Origin of the sequence: Clostridium sartagoforme (assembly GCF_039521405.1) — a bacterium.
Lineage (GTDB): Bacteria > Bacillota > Clostridia > Clostridiales > Clostridiaceae > Clostridium > Clostridium sartagoforme.
Map to the genome: position 1 here is coordinate 206,271 of NZ_BAAACH010000003.1, position 15,943 is coordinate 222,213.

Genomic DNA, 15,943 nt, shown 5'->3' on the forward strand with positions numbered 1-15,943 from the left:
TTAGTTGTTACCTCCCTTCTCTACCTCATTTTTTATTAGTTTCCAAGCTTCATCATTACTTTTCTTTAATACCACCTTATATTTATTATTTTCTATTGCTGTATCAAATTGGCATACTGATGAATAGTCACAATAACTACAATATGCTGTACTATTATTTTTGCAAGGTTCTATTTTTATTTCACCGCTTAACATTTCCTCACATATCTCCGACATCTTATCATTAACATATTTTCTTAATATAGCAAATTGTTCTTCAGTTATTACAGAGCTACTTGATGTAAAATTACCATCTTTCTTTATTGCAGCTGGTATTATTAATGAATATGACTCCATGTCATTATCCATAGCCTTAACAACATTTATATCCTTAAGAAGTAATCCACTCATCTTTAATTCCTTTAATATATTATCTTTTATTTCTTCTTCAGTAAGTTGCTTTTTAGATTTTATTATTGGATCATCAATTCTAAAATATAATATAGCCCCTGGCATTGCCTGCTTGTGTAATATATACTTTGAATTTTTTATAAGGGCATCTAAGTAAACCAATAGCTGTATTTGAAGACCATAATAAACTTCTGTTAAGTTAAATTTTTTAGCTCCTGATTTATAGTCGACTATTTTTATATAAGTATTACCATCTAAATCTAAAGTATCAATTCTATCTACTCTTCCAACTAGATATACCGTTTCATTTGATGGTAAATCTATTTTTATTGGTTCTCCATCACTGAATCCTCCAAAAGCAAACTCATTTTTAAAAACTTCAAACTTTCCTTTTCTCATTTGCTCTGATATAACCATAACAGATTTAGTTATAGTTCTCTTAAATCTATCTGCAAAGTATTTATACTTCTTTGTACTATTTAATATTGAGTTTGAATCACCTTCTAACCTTTTATCAACTAATTCGTTCACTATTAACTTACATCTTTCTTTATTTAAATCAGACCATGCAATTTTTTCATTTCTAATTGTATTTGTAAAATCATCTAATACATTATGCATAAATGATCCTAAATCTGGAGCAGAAAATTCATACACTTTTCTATCTTTTGCCTTTAGCCCATACTGAATATAGTAAGAAAAAGGACATTGAGCATATTTTTCTATTCTAGAAACATTAAATATAAGTTTTTTGTTTTCTGATTGATATAACCTCTTTATTTTCTCTCTAGGAATTTTCTCAACTAAATTAGTGTATGTTAATCCCTTAAACATTGTATTTGATTTATTTTTAAATTCTTCATTACTCTCAAACCATTTGAAAGCCTGCGCCCAATATTCATCTACATTCTCTTTTTCAAATTCCATTCTAAGTGCTGAAATAAGTTCATTAAATGTAGGAGTAGGGGCAGTTATTTTGTTAAACTTATCTCTTCTGTCCCTTATATTATAAATTTCACTTTCTTCTACTACATTTGGCAATATTTTTTTTAGCCTTGGAATTATTATAGACGGTCTTAATGATTTACCTTCAAAATCTGCCATAGGGAATGTTATCATTAAATATTCTGAAGGTATAGTTAACGCTGTGTAAACTATAAATTGTTCTTCAAAAGCTCTGCTCTTTGTATCTGAAGCTAATCTTATTCCTATATTTCTTAGAATGTCTCTCTCTCTATCACTTATAATTCCCTCTTCTTTATTTGCAGCTGGTATTACACCATCATTTACTCCTATTAAATATAAAGCTTTTACTTCCCTACCTTTAACTCTTGATATATCACCTATATTTACTTGATCTAAAGACATAGGAATTACTCCTATCTCCTTTTCTTCAAAGCCTGATATAAGTATTTTAGTAAATTCCTTTATATCTAATACTTCATCCCCTAAAACCTCTACAACTTGATCTAGAATTTCTATTACCATTTCAGGAACTTGTATATATTCCTTTATCTTATCCTGAAGGCCAAGTGAATTAAACTCTTCTAACCATCTTTCTAAAGTTTTAAATACATTTAGTTCATTTAAAAACTCATATAAATCTGTTGCAAAATCCTTTACCTTATGCTTTCCCTTTAACTTATTATGTAAATTCATTAAAGGATACCTTATTTCTTCCATAATTTCTATAATTACATTTTCTTCTTCTGAAATATTATCTTTATCATAAAGATCTTTAGTCCATTTATACCCCTTTATTCCATTAGCTAGTATATAATTTTCTAATATATCAATATAATCCCTTTCAACATTTACTAATCCACTTTTTAGATATTTAAATACACTTTCATAAGACCAATTACTTGCTAATATCTCAAGCGATGAAATGATAACTACTACTAATGGGTTATTAAGTATTTCTCTTTTTTTATCTATGAAAAATGGTATATTGTATTCATTAAAAATAACTGTAGATATTTTTTCATACTCATCTATATTTCTACAAACAACAGCTATATCTTTAAATCTATAACCATTATCTCTAACCATTCTTAAGATATCCTTCGCCACAACTTCAATTTCATCATAGCTATTATTTGCCTTATATATTCTTACATTATTATCTTTTCCCTTATACTCTTTAAATGGATAGGTAAAAAAGTGTCTCTCTAAATGTTGTAAGTCTTCACTATTTAAAAACCTATGTGAATATCCTTTATTTAAATTAATTGGCTCTAAGTATGATAAATTTCCCTCTTTCATAATTCTTAATATAGAGTTTTCAGTATTTTTTATAGCATCAAATATATCTGTATAATCTACATCAGCGCCTCCACTTAAAGAATCACTACATAAAGTTATGTTTACAACCTTAGCCTTCTTTGCAAGCACTTTTATAACCTCTAATTGTTGAGGTGTAAATGTAGTAAATTCATCTATCCAGATTTCTGCATCATCATAAGTATTACAACCTTTTAATCTCTTTGCTAAAAAGGTTAATTCATCATCTGAATCAATAAAATTTTTATGAAGAATATTATTAAAATTATTATATATTAATTTTAAATCATTCATTTTTTTCTTAAGTTCTTCATCATTTATTTCTTCTTCTTTTGAACTTAATATTTCCGTGGAAATATTATATTTTTTAAATTCTGTTATTATTTTTGATATTATTGATGAAAATCCTTGTTGTTTAGCCATTCTATTAAAGTATTGTAATTCATCAACCTTATCCTTTAATAACTTATAAATAAGCATGTTTCTTCCTGCGTCACTTATTCTAAGCTCTGTTCGTCCACCACATTCTTCTGATACTCTATGAGCCATTCTCTTAAAGCTTAATACTTCTCCTCTTAATAAGCCTTTTTCTGTTACTATATCAAGGAATTTTTTTTCTGTATCAAAAGTATACTGCTCCGGTACTATTAGAATTAATTTATTTTGACTATCATAATTCTCTATTTTCTTTTTTATTTGCTCAAGGCAAAATCTACTTTTTCCTGTACCTGCCCTTCCAAATATAAATCTTATTCCCATAACCACACTCCTAAAAGTATTCTATATTAAATTATTCCCCTATGTATTGAATAAATTCTTCTTTAAGTAATCCCATAACTATAGTATCTAAATATTTACCACCAATATAATATTTACTTCTTCTTATACCTTCTTCTTTAAAACCACATTTCTTATAACAGTTTATAGCCCTAATATTTTCTTTTACAACTTCTAATTCAATTTTATGGGCTTTCCTTTTATTAAATAGATAATTACATAATGTTCTTATTGAGTCTTTACCATATCCGTTCCCCCAATATCCCTTACCAATAGTTATACCTATTGAATATACATCTCTTGTATAACTATTTTCCTTATAATAAACATAACCTATCATGTCACTATCTTTGGTTACTATAACTAATTCTTTTTTATTTGGTTTTGTAAAATGATGAAATTGACTTCTTATATATTCCTTAGTCATAATTCCTGTATATAAACCATTATACTTAAGTACTTCTTTATCTGCACAAATATCATATAAAATATCTATATCTTCTCTTACTGGATCTCTTAAATATATATTTTCTCCATATACCATACTGCCATCTCCTAATAAAGCTTATACAATATTTTTAAATTTTGTATACTTTAATTATAAATCTATTTTTACAAGCAAAAAAGAGAACAATTAAAAAGAGTTCAATTTTATAATTGAACTCTTTTCTTCTATATAATCTCTACCTCTACTCCATAATGATCAGAAATAATATTTTTATTTATATCATTGAATATTATATTAGATTTTTTTACATTAACACTTTCATTTGTAAATATTATATCTAGCCTTTTACTTTCTCGTTTGCCTTCCCATCCTGCAATTTCTCCTTGAACTGTTATACCACTATCTTTATCTAATGCAATATTATAAGTGTCAATTAATCCTTTATTTAATAAATAATCATATCCCTCATTTCTAATAAAAGCATTATTATTAATATCCCCCATTATAAAACTTAACTTATTAATCTTACTTACTAGATTATCTACTTGATATTTAAAGGGTTCAGATTCATCATTCCACCATCCTAAGTGACATGTAAAAAAATCAATACTCTTGTTCTCTATAACTATAGTACATTTTATTATCTTTCTGCTTTTATAGAAAGTTTTTTCACTACTTTTGGTTATATAAAATGATTCTATGTCTTTAATTTTATGCCTAGTGAGTATAGATAAGCCTTCTTCGTATATATCATATCCTATATGTGAGAAATCCCATACATATTTGTAATTAAACTCTCCCAAGTTATTAAGCTCTTTATTTAGTAGATAAATGAAATTATCTTCTTTTATATCTTCACTAACTATTTTCTTTTGTATACCTTGACTTACCTCTTGAAGCGCTATAACATCATATTGTTTTTCCTTTATTGTTTCTGCCAAATACCTTATTTTTTCTAATTGGTTTTCTTCCATCCATGAATGGCAATTAAGTGTTAATAACTTCATCTTAAACTCCTAATATATCTTGTATATTTGATTTTAACACATCCGCTTTTGGACCATATATAGCTTGAACTCCCTTATCTTTTAATATAAGTCCTAAAGCTCCATTCCTTTTCCATTCTTTTTCTTCGGCTACTAAATTCATATCTTTAACAGTAACTCTTAATCTTGTCATACATGCATCTATATCTTCTATGTTATCCTTTTCCCCTAATAGTGATATTATCCTAACTGCTTGTAAATCATTTGCTGTATTTAAATTATTATTATTAGATGAAATGTTTGTATCTTCAGTTTCTGAATCTATATAGTTCCCGTTTCGTCCTGGGGTTGGAATATTGAATCTTTTAATTAATACACTAAATATTCCATAATTTAATCCAAAGAATACTAAGCATGCAATTATAAAATTAATTATATCTCTTACTAATCCTGCATTAACCATCATTGGAATTCTTGTCAATAATTCTATAAATCCAAAGGCATGGACTCTTAATTGAATAATATCTGCTAATGCAAAGCCTATACCTGTTATTATAGAATATACTACATATAATATAGGTGATATAAACATAAACATAAATTCAATTGGTTCTGTAACACCAGTTAAAAATACTGCTAACCCGCCGGATAAAAATATTGTCTTATATTTACTTTTTTTATCTGGTTCAACATTCTTATACATTGCAAGTGCTACTCCTAATAATGATGCACTTGAAAGAATAACTTGACCAGCTTTAAACCTTGCTGGAACTATACTAGTTAATAATGTGTTGTATTCTGAGATATTACCTGCATCTTTTAAGTTTATTAAATCACCTATCCATGCTAACCATAATGGATCTTGACCCGCTACTAATGTGCCTGCTGATTGACCTGTTAATATTTGATATACACCACCAAGTTCTGTATAGTTTACTGGAACTGTTAGCATATGATGTAACCCAAATGGTAATAATAAACGTTCTAATGCTCCATATACAAATGGCGCTAAAACTGGTGCTGTGTCTTGTGATTCTGCTAACCAAACTCCAAAGCTATTTAAAGCTCCTTGTATAAATGGCCAAACAATTGATAGTACTATAGCTGTAACCACTGATCCTAGAATAACTACGAAAGGAACAAATCTTTTTCCATTAAAGAAATCTAACGCTTTAGGTAACTTATTGTAATTGTAATATTTATTATATAAAGCTGCACCTAAGAATCCTGCAATTATACCTATAAATACTCCCATGTTTAATGCTGGAGCACCTAATATATCTGTAAAATAGTTAGCTACAACAAGTTTTGACCCAAATAATGAATTTACTGTTGCTGTTGAATCAGATAGCATACCTGAGTTTACACCAAACATAGCTCCTGTGATACGATTAATTAATATAAACGATAACAATCCAGCAAAAGCACCACCAGCTCTTTCCTTAGCCCAAGATCCTCCTATAGCAACTGCAAACAATACGTGTAAGTTTCCAATTATAGCCCACCCTATATCTTCCATAACCCTTGCAATTGTATCTATTATAGATATATCAGCAGACATCCCTATTAATTTTCCGATAGAAATCATAAGTCCAGCTGCTGGCATAACGGCTACTACAACTAGTAGCGCCTTACCAAACTTTTGCCAAAAATCAAATGATATTAATTTATTATTTTTATTTATTTTTCCCATTACTATTTCTCTCCTTATTAATAGATTTAATCTATTTTGTACATTCTTGCTTCATATGGCTTTAAACTTATATTATTTAATTCAGCATGTCTAGAAACCTTATAATTTGATATCAATAAGTTTTCATATTTTAGTAATTCATCTTTATAATTATATATAGCTGTTTTATTTGTTAAGTTTGTTATTATAATAAACTTTTCATCCTTTAATTCTCTTATATAAGCATATATGCTATTATCATCCTTTAATATTAATTTATATTCTCCATATATAACTGCTTTATTATTTTTTCTTATTTTTATCATAGTTTTATAAAAATTAAATATTGAATTTTCATCATTAATTTGCTTTTCAACGTTTATGTCTTTATAATTTTTATTAACTTCTATCCAAGGTTTATTGTTAGAAAATCCTGCATTTTTAGAATCACTCCATTGCATTGGTGTTCTAGAATTATCTCTAGATGTAGCCCATAAACTCTTAATACATTCTTCCTCACTAAATCCATTTTCTTTCATTTCAATATAAGCGTTTATACTCTTTATATCATTGTACTTATCTACAGATGAATATTTTACATTTGTCATTCCAATTTCTTGTCCTTGATAAATAAATGGAGTTCCTTGCTGCATGAAATACATTAGTCCTAATGCTGTTGCACTTTCTCTCCAATATTCATTATCATTCCCCCATGTTGATACAACTCTAGGTATATCATGATTTTCTATGAATAATGCATTCCATCCCTTATTATTTAATCCATTTTGCCATCTAGTTAATATGTCTTTGCATTCCTTTACATTAAATGTTTGATTATCTTCATTATTCCATAAATCCAAATGTTCAAATTGAAAGACCATATTGAATTTACCTTTTTCTTCTCCAACCCACTCTTCTGCTTCTTCAGCCTTTACCCCATTAGCTTCCGCTACTGTCATAACATCATATTTTGCAAATGTATTTTCAGTTAACTCATCTAAAAAATCATGTATCCCTTCAACATTCATGTGCTTTTCAAAGCAACTTGCATATCTATTACCTTCTACATTAGGCATATCACTAAATTCTATATCTTTCTTTATATGGCTTATGGCATCTATTCTAAATCCATCTATCCCTTTATCAAGCCACCAGTTTACCATCTTATATATTTCTTTTCTTACCTCATCATTTTCCCAATTTAAATCCGGTTGCCTTTTAGTAAACAAATGTAAGAAATACTCATCAGTATGTTCGTCATATTCCCATGCTGATCCTTTAAAAATACTTTCCCAATTATTAGGCTCTGATTCATTTTTACCTTTTCTCCAAATATACCAATCCCTTTTTGGATTATCCTTTGATGACTTTGATTCTATAAACCACTTATGTTCATCACTAGTATGATTAATTACTAAATCTATTATTAGCTTCATCTTTCTTTTATGAGTTTCCATTAATAATTCATTAAAATCGTCCATAGTTCCAAAATCATTCATTATATCTTGATAATCACTTATATCATAACCATTGTCATCATTAGGTGACTTATACATTGGACAAATCCAAATAACATCTATACCTAAATTTTTTAAATAATCTAACTTTGATATTATTCCTTTTAAATCTCCTATTCCATCGTTATTATAGTCCATAAAACTTCTTGGATATATTTGATATGCTACTACTTCTTTCCACCAAACTTTCTTCATATTTTCCTCCAGTTTAATCAAGTTAATTGTGCAACCGTTTGCCTAAAATGGTTTAAAATATGTGTACAGATATATCTGTACACATTATTCTATTTACTTTCTAAAATAGCTAGTGCTGCTGCACCTAAAACGCCTGCTTGATTACCTAAAACAGCTTTTTCTACATTACAATGATTATAAATTGTTTTTAGGCATCTTCTTTCCATTTCCTCTTCTATTTTATCAAATACAATCCTTCCGGCTTCACTTACTCCGCCGCCAATAACAATTTTATCTGGATCAAATGTATTTGCTAAATTAGCAACAGTTATTCCTAAGTAAGATAATGCATCATTTAATATATCCTTTGAAACTTTATCTCCCTTTTCTGCTTCTAAAAATACTTCTTTAGCTGTTACTTGATCGTAACTATTTAATGATGTTTCTACTTTACTTTCTAGTGCTTCTTTCGCTCTTTTCATAATCGCTGTTCCTGACGCAACTGCTTCTGCACATCCTGTATTACCGCATCCGCATCTAGGACCACCCTTCATTACAGTAGTATGTCCTACTTCTAATGCGTTTGACGTACTGCCTCTGAATAAGCTGCCATTTATTATGGCTCCTCCACCTATTCCTGTGCTTACAGTAATGAAAACCATGTTTTTACTTCCCTTACCTGCGCCAAACATAAATTCACTTAATGTAGCTACATTTGCATCATTGTCTAAGTAAGTATCTAATTTATATCTATCTTTTATAGGCTGAACTATATTAAAATTCTTAAATGGTAAATTAGGAGTGTAAACTATTAACCCTTTTTCAACATCTAAAGGTCCTGGAGAACCTATACCTATTGCTTTAACTTCATTTATGTCTGTTCCTTCTAATACATCATCTATTGTTTTTAATAATTTTTCTAAAACTACAGTTTCACCCTTATTAGCTTCAGTTTTAACAGTGACTTCCTTTATTATAGATCCTTCTAAATCAACTAAAGCAGTGTATATTTTAGTTCCACCTAAATCAACACCTACTACATATTTTTTTTCCATTTCAATCCCCCTAGATATAAACTTAATTTTATTTCTCTCATCATGATAGACATAGTATATCATTTTGAGAAACTGTTTACAATAATTTTAACATTCAAATTAATCCAAAATTTTGATTTAATTTGAATTATCTTTATATTTCTCTACTATTTAAAGCTTATTGTGCAAGCGATTGCATTTATTTGAAACTTAAACTTTTTTTATAGAGTCTCTTTCTATTAATTTTGTTTCTATTATATATGAATTTTGGCTATTACCTTTTTCCTCTAGTTTATCTATAATAAGTTTTGATGCATAAAACCCTAGCTTTTCTGAATTAATGTCTACAGAGGATAATGAAGGATTTTGATACTCTGACATTGGTATGTTATTAAATCCTACAACTGATATATCCTTTATTTCAAGCTTATTTAAAACTTCTTGAACTCCAAATGCAAGCAAATCATCTGTTGCTACTATGGCTGTTGGCTTATTTTGGCTTAGAATCCTATCTGCCGCGAAACTTCCATTGCTTTGCGTAAATTCTTCTGCTTCATAGACCAAATCACCTTTTACTTCTATACCATTATCTAGTAATGCTTGCTTATATCCTCTTAATCTATCTTTAGACACATTTAAATTAGACTTTGCACCAATAAAAGCTATATTTTGGTGGCCATAATCTATAAGCGTTTGTACTAGATCATACATAGCCTTTACATTATCATTATCTACCCATAATACATTATTAATTTCATCTGGTCTTCCTATAACTACAAATGGGAATTCTATATCGTTTAAATACTTTATTGTATCATCATTTTCTTTAGAATTTAATAAACAGATTCCATCGACTAAATTGCTGTCTATAAACTTATTAAACCATTCCTTATCATCTTTTTCTTCTTGCTTAAAAGCATACATTATATAGTAGTTTTCTTTCTGGGCATATATACTTATTCCTTTCATAGCTTGAACAAAAAATGGATTTGAAAATATATCCTCTGCTTCTTTTGGCAATATTACAGCTAAAATTCTTGTTTTACTATTAGCAAGTCCCCTTGCAATTATATTTGGAGTATAATTTAATTTCTTTATTGCTTCGTTTACTCTTTCTTTAGTTTTATCACTTATTTTATGGCTATTAGATAATACTCTAGAAACTGTTGATGTTGCAACATTTGCTTCCCTAGCTACATCTTTAATTGTAACTTTCATCTTATCTTCCCCCTAAAAAGTACTTAATAAAATTATAGTATATTTCATATGTAAAATAAATCTATTTCTCTAGTATTACATTTATAAAAATATTTTATAATTATCTTTTTTATTTTATGCTTTTTTATTTATGAATAAAAAAAACACCTAACATTGTTAGATGTTTTCTGGCGGAGAAACCGGGATTTGAACCCGGGCGCCAGTTACCCGACCTACGCCCTTAGCAGGGGCGCCTCTTCAGCCACTTGAGTATTTCTCCATGTGCCTTCTTTTAAAATTTTATGGCGGAGAGAGTGGGATTTGAACCCACGGTACCCGCAAAGGTACGCCGGTTTTCAAGACCGGTGCCTTAAGCCAGCTCGACCATCTCTCCATCTTATGTCCTGCGACAAATATTATTATAACAACCACTATATATATTGTCAATTATTATTTTAAATTTTTTAGTGTTTTTATAACATAATAACTTTTTAGTAAACTAATTTTAAATTTATAATAGCTTTTCAATAAAATATTATATTTTTTATTAGACTCTTTTGTATTTATGGTGCTATTTATAATTCTAATTATTATATAAGTTATAATAAAAGCATCTAAGAAACCTTAGATGCTTTTATGGCGGAGAGAGTGGGATTTGAACCCACGGTACCCGCAAAGGTACGCCGGTTTTCAAGACCGGTGCCTTAAGCCAGCTCGACCATCTCTCCATACTCCGTCTAACGACAAATATTATTATAGCAATGACATTATAGATTGTCAATTATAAATTTATATATTTTTATTATATTAATATAATAAAAATATAGGCTAAATCTAATAAATCAGATTTAGCCCTTAAACTCTAAAACTATTTAATTACTTTCATGTTTCCCATGTATGGTTGAAGAGCCGTTGGAATATTAACTGAACCATCTTCATTTAAGTTATTCTCTAAGAATGCTATTAACATTCTTGGTGGTGCAACAACTGTATTATTCAATGTATGAGCAAAATATTTCCCATCTTTAGAATTTACACGAATCTTTAAGCGACGAGCTTGTGCATCTCCTAAGTTTGAACAACTTCCTACTTCAAAATATTTCTTTTGTCTTGGTGACCAAGCTTCAACATCTACTGACTTGACTTTAAGGTCTGCTAAATCTCCAGAACAGCATTCTAAAGTTCTAACTGGTATATCTAAAGAACGGAATAAATCTACAGTATTCACCCATAACTTTTCGTACCACTCCATGCTTTCTTCTGGTTTACATACAACTATCATTTCTTGTTTTTCAAATTGATGTATTCTATACACGCCTCTTTCTTCTATTCCATGAGCTCCCTTTTCTTTTCTAAAACAAGGAGAATAACTTGTTAATGTTTGTGGTAATGACTCTTCAGGTAATATAGTATCTATATACTTACCTATCATAGAGTGTTCACTTGTTCCAATTAGATACAAATCTTCACCTTCAATTTTATACATCATAGCATCCATTTCAGCAAAACTCATAACACCGGTTACAACCTCACTACGAATCATATATGGAGGAATACAATAAGTAAATCCACGATCTATCATAAAATCTCTAGCATATGAAATTATTGCTGAATGAAGTCTTGCAACATTACCCATTAAGTAATAAAACCCACTTCCAGCTACTTTTCTAGCACTATCTAAATCTAATCCACTTAATTTTTCCATTATATCTGTATGATATGGAACTTCAAAATTAGGTACCCTTGGTTCTCCAAAGCGTTCAACTTCTACATTTTCACTATCATCTTTACCAACAGGAACACTTGGATCAATTATATTTGGTAAAGTCATCATTATTGTATTAACTCTTTCAGCTAATTCTACTTCTTTAACTTCTAACTCAGCTAAACGTTCTGAATTTTCAGTTACCCTTTCTTTTATTTCTTCTGCTTCTTCTCTTTTTCCTTGAGCCATTAAAGTTCCTATTTGTTTTGAAAGCTTATTTCTATCAGCTCTTAAAGCTTCTGCTTGTTGTTTAGCTTCTCTAAGATTTTTATCTAGTTCTATAACCTCATCTACTAATGGAAGCTTGCTATCTTGAAACTTATTTTTTATATTTTTCTTAACTATCTCTGGATTTTCTCTTACAAATTTTAAATCTAACATATGTATACCTCCTAATAATTTATGTTCATTAATTTTTTCAATAAAAAAAGAACCTTTCCCCTAAAGGGACGAAAGATTCCGCGTTGCCACCCTAATTAATAGTATTATGAAATACTATTCTCTTTAATAAATTTAACGGTTTAAGCCGTACTGCTCATCGCAATCCCTCCAAGGTGGATTCATAACATACTATTATCGATTTGCACCAAACATCGACTCTCTTAAAATAAATAATGTTATTACTAGCCTTTTCAGCAGTTTATTTTTATTTACTCTTAATATATTATAAAAAAATATATATGTCAATATTTTACTAAGTTGATTTATATATATTGTTATACATTCTTGTTATATTTATTCGTTATTTATATCTTTTGTACTTATAATATCAATATCTGTATTTAATATATTTTTACAGATTATACTTCCTGATTTTATAGGTACACTAACATATATTCTAGCTAATACCTTAGATAATTCTAACCATAAGCCTTTTTCAACCTCTTTGCTAGATCTTACAGGAACAACTTTATGTCTATCATTTCCTTTTACTCTAACTATAGATGTAAATATATCCTTTCCCATATTTTTATCTTGTGAATTATACATCTTTAAACTCCTTTATTCTACTTGAAATAACCTTAGAATTCTTAGAATCATCAACTATATCTGTTATATTTTTATCTAGTTCTCTTGCTAAAATATTTACTATTTTCTCATAACAATAAGATCCATGACAGCTTCCAAAACCTGATCCTGTTCTCCTTTTTACCCCTTCTACTGTTCTAGCTCCTAATGGTCTTCTTATACAATCTACAATCTCTCCTTCTGATATACTATTACATATACATATTATCTTGCCATACCTCTCATCTAAATCTATTATTTCATTTGCTTCTTTTTTTCCAAGCTCTCTAAATTTATAAACCTCTCTTCTCTTATCTATAAAATTCTTTTTCAATGTACAATTTAAATTATTAGCTATAGTATCACAAAGCATTTTAGCAATTGCTGGTGCAATTGTTATTTTACCATAATGTGTACCTGTAACTCTTATATATCCTTTATCTATTTCGCTATCGTCTATAAGCATTGAATCCTTATTATACGCTTCTCTAAATAAATTATTTATATTATTTTTATCTAAACCTCTTAATAGTTTATTTGCATATATTAAATTATCTTCTAAACTTGTTTTTTCTGTACTTTTTATTCCTATTAATGATCCTGTAGTAGTTGTAGGAGAACTTATTATAAATGTATTTTTATCTAGTGTTTCAATAATTATCTTATTTAGTTTATTCTTATAATTGTCATCTACTAATAAATAACTCATATTTTTAAAATAAGATTCATCACTAACAAATTCTTTATCTTCTACCTTTCCATTTTCTCTTATATATATTTCATGTGGAATTGTATTAACAACAACTTTACAAGTAAACTTGTTTTTATTTGTAGTTACTCTAAACCCCTTAGCTAAATTTTGTATATTCAAAACCTCTTCTTCTAACCTAAAATTAACGCCGTTATCTGATGCAACTTCAGCATATGCTATTGCTAAATCATAAGGAGCAACAATTGCTATGTTTTCAGAATATAATCCCTTTTTTATATCAGAATTTATATTAGGTTCAATATCGTACACATCCTTATCATCTATTAAATAAACACCATCTATACCTCTCTTTTTAGCTCTATCATACATTTCCTCAAGTTTTTTAACTCCATTATCATCACTTACTACCCTTAATGCACCAATTTTTTTAAATGGAACTTTAAATTTTTCACATGTTTCCTGCATTATTGAATTACCTATATACTCAAGTCCTGCCATAACATCATCTGAGGTCTCGGACCCATCATATACAATGGATGTATTCACAAATGATATATCATCAGCTATATCATAATCCCTTTCTATTAATGCAATATTAAAATTATATTTTGATAGCTCATATGCAACAGAACAACCTATTATTCCTCCACCTAATATAAGAATATCATAATCCATAGTTTACCACTCCCATACTCTATAGTAAAAAACCTTTTTCTTTTAATTCTTTTTTTATAGCTTTAATATCTTCTTCACTATCTGCTGCTATTGTATGAAGGTGAACTCCATTAGTTAAATTTGAAAGAGGTTTTGCATTTTTTCGCTTAAATTCATTTTCAAACTTGTTTAAATCATTTAAATTTTTTATCATTAAATTTCCTCTTATTTCTCCGTACAAAGGATGATCTATAATAACATCCTCTATTATTCCTCCATATTTAACTACTACTTCTAATTCATCTATTGTTTTGTTACTTTCATGATTCACTGCAATTATAGCCTTTATCTTATTTGTACTTTTGTTGTAAATATATCCATCAGGCGTTGCTATTATATTCTTTCCTGCTGCTCTAAGTATAGCTATATCTTTTACTATAATTTGTCTTGTAACATTAAATAATGAAGCAAGTTCAGTACCCTTTATAGCTTTATTTTTTTCAATAAGTAATTTTATAATTTCTTCTCTTCTCTCTATAGATCCCATAAATTCACCTCCATATTAGTTTTTATCATCACAAGCACTTATAATATTGAGTATATCATTATCCTCAATTTTATTTTTATTATGATGATATCTAACCACTTGTAAAAACTCTTTATCATAATTAAACTTTTTCAGAATTTCTTGCCCTATTTTAGGATGATTATAATATATGTCTATTTGCTTAATATTATCATATTTTTTTATCTTTCCTTTAGTAGTCTTATCTAATAAAACTACCATTGATTTTTCGATCAAACTTAAAGGTCTTATGCTCTTACCAACATCATGTAGCAATGCTGCCTTTCCTAACTTATAAACATCTACATCTATATTTAACTCTTTTCTCATTTTTATTGAATCTTTACAAACCCTTATACAATGATGCTTATCATTATGCTTTAGTTTATTAAATACCTTAATCTCATCATCATTTAAAAACTTACTTATATATTCGTAATCTATATCTTTAAATAATGAAGTAAATCCCCAAATAAATTGTTTTATCCTATAAAAAGCCATTCTACTCACCCTTATTTAGTATATATAAAAATAATAACATTATATATTTTTATTAGCAATTATATAGTTTTATAAACAAAAAAAGCCACGAAATAAATCGTAGCTTGGTGGAGGTAAAGGGATTCGAACCCTTGACCCCTTGCGTGCAAGGCAAGTGCTCTCCCAACTGAGCTATACCCCCATAAAAAAAATAACCTGGCAACGTTCTACTCTCCCACACAGTCTCCCATGCAGTACCATCGACGCTGTAGAGCTTAACT

The 15,943-nt window shown here is 28.6% G+C and carries 12 protein-coding genes, 4 tRNA genes and 1 other annotated feature; all 16 genes read right to left on the reverse strand.

What is annotated here, in order from left to right; all coding sequences use genetic code 11:
- The 16 genes from addB to ABDZ60_RS01785 all read right to left on the reverse strand — a co-directional run bounded on the left by addB (position 1) and on the right by ABDZ60_RS01785 (position 15,864).
- Positions 1-3,432 (reverse strand): helicase-exonuclease AddAB subunit AddB, encoded by a 3,432-nt coding sequence (gene addB, locus ABDZ60_RS01710; RefSeq protein WP_343775357.1) that lies wholly within the window; start codon positions 3,430-3,432, stop codon positions 1-3.
- A gap of 31 nt (positions 3,433-3,463) precedes the next feature.
- Complete coding sequence (locus ABDZ60_RS01715; RefSeq protein WP_016207010.1) at positions 3,464-3,994, reverse strand: GNAT family N-acetyltransferase; 531 nt, start codon at positions 3,992-3,994, stop codon at positions 3,464-3,466.
- A 128-nt stretch (positions 3,995-4,122) separates the two neighbouring features.
- Entirely contained in the window at positions 4,123-4,905 is a 783-nt protein-coding gene (locus tag ABDZ60_RS01720; RefSeq protein WP_016207011.1) for an endonuclease/exonuclease/phosphatase family protein, read from the reverse strand.
- Between the two features lies 1 nt (position 4,906).
- Positions 4,907-6,577 (reverse strand): PTS transporter subunit IIBC, encoded by a 1,671-nt coding sequence (locus ABDZ60_RS01725; protein WP_343775363.1) that lies wholly within the window; start codon positions 6,575-6,577, stop codon positions 4,907-4,909.
- Positions 6,578-6,603: 26 nt separating this feature from the next.
- The gene (locus ABDZ60_RS01730) at positions 6,604-8,268 is read right to left on the reverse strand and encodes a glycoside hydrolase family 13 protein (RefSeq protein WP_343775365.1); all 1,665 of its coding nucleotides are present in this window, start codon (positions 8,266-8,268) and stop codon (positions 6,604-6,606) included.
- 89 nt (positions 8,269-8,357) lie between these two features.
- Positions 8,358-9,302 carry an ROK family protein gene (locus tag ABDZ60_RS01735; RefSeq protein WP_016207013.1) on the reverse strand — a complete coding sequence of 315 codons (945 nt, stop codon included), beginning with the start codon at positions 9,300-9,302 and terminating at the stop codon, positions 8,358-8,360.
- 189 nt (positions 9,303-9,491) lie between these two features.
- The gene (locus ABDZ60_RS01740; protein WP_343775369.1) at positions 9,492-10,499 is read right to left on the reverse strand and encodes a LacI family DNA-binding transcriptional regulator; all 1,008 of its coding nucleotides are present in this window, start codon (positions 10,497-10,499) and stop codon (positions 9,492-9,494) included.
- Between the two features lie 168 nt (positions 10,500-10,667).
- Positions 10,668-10,758: transfer RNA gene (locus tag ABDZ60_RS01745), tRNA-Ser, on the reverse strand.
- A gap of 23 nt (positions 10,759-10,781) precedes the next feature.
- Positions 10,782-10,872, reverse strand: a tRNA-Ser gene (locus ABDZ60_RS01750).
- 243 nt (positions 10,873-11,115) lie between these two features.
- A tRNA-Ser gene (locus tag ABDZ60_RS01755) sits at positions 11,116-11,206 on the reverse strand.
- 140 nt (positions 11,207-11,346) lie between these two features.
- A complete protein-coding gene (serS, locus tag ABDZ60_RS01760) occupies positions 11,347-12,624 on the reverse strand; it encodes a serine--tRNA ligase (RefSeq protein WP_047000742.1) in 1,278 nt (425 codons plus the stop codon).
- 61 nt (positions 12,625-12,685) lie between these two features.
- Positions 12,686-12,888, reverse strand: a binding site (T-box leader).
- A 90-nt stretch (positions 12,889-12,978) separates the two neighbouring features.
- Positions 12,979-13,233, reverse strand: coding sequence for a DUF1667 domain-containing protein (locus ABDZ60_RS01765; RefSeq protein WP_016207016.1), 255 nt, complete (start codon positions 13,231-13,233; stop codon positions 12,979-12,981).
- Positions 13,226-14,638 carry an NAD(P)/FAD-dependent oxidoreductase gene (locus ABDZ60_RS01770; RefSeq protein WP_016207017.1) on the reverse strand — a complete coding sequence of 471 codons (1,413 nt, stop codon included), beginning with the start codon at positions 14,636-14,638 and terminating at the stop codon, positions 13,226-13,228. The genes ABDZ60_RS01765 and ABDZ60_RS01770 overlap by 8 nt, the downstream gene beginning before the upstream one ends.
- A 19-nt stretch (positions 14,639-14,657) precedes the next feature.
- Entirely contained in the window at positions 14,658-15,164 is a 507-nt protein-coding gene (locus ABDZ60_RS01775; RefSeq protein WP_016207018.1) for a transcription repressor NadR, read from the reverse strand.
- A 15-nt stretch (positions 15,165-15,179) separates the two neighbouring features.
- A complete protein-coding gene (locus ABDZ60_RS01780; RefSeq protein WP_016207019.1) occupies positions 15,180-15,683 on the reverse strand; it encodes an HDIG domain-containing metalloprotein in 504 nt (167 codons plus the stop codon).
- A 105-nt stretch (positions 15,684-15,788) separates the two neighbouring features.
- Positions 15,789-15,864, reverse strand: a tRNA-Ala gene (locus ABDZ60_RS01785).
- Positions 15,865-15,943: the final 79 nt, after the last annotated feature.